Source organism: Streptomyces sp. NPDC005566 (assembly GCF_040605575.1).
Taxonomy (GTDB): Bacteria; Actinomycetota; Actinomycetes; order Streptomycetales; family Streptomycetaceae; genus Streptomyces.
This window is the reverse complement of record NZ_JBEXDB010000057.1, coordinates 1-3,034: the sequence shown is the minus strand read 5'-3', so window position 1 is coordinate 3,034 and position 3,034 is coordinate 1. Positions and strand designations below refer to the sequence as shown.

Here is a 3,034-nt window from a genome sequence, read left to right as displayed (position 1 = left end):
GCTGCTGCGGATCCATCCCCAACGCCTCACGCGGCGAAATCCCGAACAACCCCGCGTCAAACCGATCCGCCCCATCGACGAACCCACCCACACCGCTCGCGACGCCGGAAACCTCCGCCGGCCATCCTCGATCCCCCGGGAACGCCGACATGCCGTCCACACCATCTGCGACCAGTTCCCACAACTGGTCGGGCGATCCCACCCCACCCGGCAACCGGCACGCCATGCCGACAATCGCCAACGGCTCGTCCGCCCCGACCACCGCAACCTGCCGCACCGGCTCCGCAACCGCCTCCAACCCACCGAAGAACTCCGACAACAAACGCTCACTCAGCGCCACAGGACTCGGATAGTCGAACACCAACGTCGCCGGCAACCGCAAACCCGTAGCCCCGGTCAAACGGTTACGCAACTCCACCGCAGTCAACGAATCGAAACCCAGATCCTTGAACGCCTGACGCTCACCCACCGCATCCACCGACGCATGCCCCAGCACCGCCGCAGCACTGCCACGCACCAACTCCAACAACATCTGCCCACGCTGAACACCAGACACCGACCGCAACCGCTGCGCCAACGCCAAACCCGCACCCGACGCCTGCGCAACCCCACGCCGCACCCGACCCGACACCAGACCACGCAACAACGCCGGAACCTCTCCGGCCGCCCGCACCGCCGCCAGGTCGAGGCTGATCGGCACCAGGTGCGCCGCCGGGCGGGTCAGAGCCGTGTCGAAGAGAGCGAGGCCTTGCTCTGTGGACAGGGCGGCGCCGGCACTGGTCACCCGCGACCGGTCGGTCTCGGCAAGTCCGCCGGTCATACCGCTGGCCTGCTCCCACAGACCCCAGGCCAGAGACAGACCAGGAAGGCCTTCCGTGCGGCGTCGGGTGGCAAGGGCGTCGAGGTAGGCGTTGGCGGCGGAATAGTTGGCTTGGCCCGGAGTACCGAACGTCGCTGACGCCGAGGAGTAGAGGACGAACATCGCGAGGTTCGTGTCGCGGGTCAGTTCGTCGAGGTTCGCGGCGGCGGTGGCCTTTGCCCGCAGGACCGTTTCCAGGCGTTCCTGGGTGAGGGCGGTGAACACGCCGTCGTCGAGGACACCCGCCGCGTGGACGACGCCGGTCAGCGGAGTTTCGGTGGGGATGTCCGCGAGGACGGCTGCGAGGGCGTCGCGGTCGGCGGCGTCACAGGCGACGATCCGGGCCTGGGCGCCGAGTTCGGCGAGTTCGGTGGTGAGTTCGGTGGCGCCGGGGGCGTTTGGGCCCTGGCGGGAGAGCAGGAGGAGGTGGCGGATGCCGTGTTCGGTGACGAGGTGGCGGGCGAGGAGTCCGCCGAGGGTGCCGGTGCCTCCGGTGATCAGTACGGTGCCGTCACCGTCCAGCGGCACGGCCTCCTCGCCACCCACGGCACGGGCCAGACGGGGTACCAGCAGCACACCGTCACGGATGGCGACCTGCGGCTCGTCGACACCGGCCAACAGCGCCAGATCGACGCCCGGTTCTTCGGTGGTCGGGTCGACGTCGACCAGCACGATCCGGTCCGGGTGCTCCGACTGCGCCGAACGCACCAGGCCCCACACCGCCGCACCCACCACATCGACCATGTCGGCAGGACCCGCGGGCATGGCGCCCCGCGTCACCACCGCCAGGCGCGATCCGAACGAACCGTCATCCGCCAGCCATTCCTGCACACCCTGCAGGACCTCACCCAGCACCTGCTCCACCGGACCGTCACCAGCCGGCAACACCGTCCACGCCGAAACACCCTCCGCCTCGCCGGAAGCAGCACCACCCGGCGGCAACGCAACCCACTCCACGGCGAACAACGCGTCATCACCACGCCCGGCCGCAGACAACTGCTCCGCCGACACCGCACGCGACACCAGCGAGCGCACGACCGCAACCGGCGCACCAGTCCCGTCAGCCGCCTGAACGGTGATGCCCTCGCCCTCAGGGCGAATCGCCACCCGCAACGTGGTCGCCCCGACCGCGAACAGCTCCACACCCGACCACGCGAACGGCAACCTCGGCCCGGAGACTTCGGTGTCGCCGAGGACGAGACCGGACGGATGCAGCGCGGCGTCCAACAGCGCCGGGTGGATGCCGAACGTGTCGACCTGGCCCACACCCGGCTCCGGCAGCACCACATCGGCGTACACACCGGACCCATCGCGCCAAGCCGCCCGAACACCCTGGAACGCCGGACCGTAGCCGAAGCCCACGCCCGCCAAAGCCTCGTAGAACCCGTCGACATCCACCGCGTCCGCACCCCGCGGCGGCCACACATTCAGGTCGAAGTCCGCCCGTGAAGCGGTCTGTTCGGCCAGCGAACCGGACGCGTGCAGCACCCACTCGTCCGCGCCTTCGGCGTAGGCATGGAGGTGGACCGGCCGGTCACCCGAGGCGTCCGGACCCTCGACCCGCACCTGAACCTGCACTCCACCGGACTCCGGCAACACCAACGGCGCCCGCAGAACCAACTCCCGTACCAGAGCGCAGCCCACCTCCTGACCGGCCCGCAGCACCATCTCCACCAGCGCGGCACCCGGCACCACAACCCGGTCCAGCACGAGATGGTCGGCCAGCCACGCATGGGCACCCATCGACAGACGGCCGGTCAGTAGCGCCCCGTCGCCCTCGGCCAGCGTCACTGCCGCGCCCAGCAAGGCATGCTCGGCACCCGTCATACCGACAGCGGCCAGGTCCCCCGCGCCCACGTTCGGCTGCGGCCAGAACCGCTCCCGGTGGAACGCATACGTGGGCAGATCGACCACCCGACCGCCCCAACCGGCGAACACCGCCGTCCAGTCGACATCGACTCCGGACGTCCACAGACGGCTGACCGCGGTGAGCGCAGTGTCCGACTCATCGCGATCCTTGCGCAGGACAGGGATGAACTCGGAACCGACGACGCTGTCCTGGGCCATGGCCGACAGGACACCATCCGGGCCGAGTTCCACGTACCGCGTCACACCCATCGCTTCGAGAGCCACCACGGCATCGGCGAAACGCACCGCCTGCCGCACCTGGCTCAG

Annotated in this window: 1 protein-coding gene; it reads right to left on the bottom strand. The window is 69.6% G+C overall.

Translation table 11 applies throughout. The features are described 5' to 3' along the window. On the bottom strand, positions 1–3,034 hold a 3,034-nt coding region (locus tag ABZS61_RS34655), incomplete at both ends, for an SDR family NAD(P)-dependent oxidoreductase (RefSeq protein WP_356430450.1).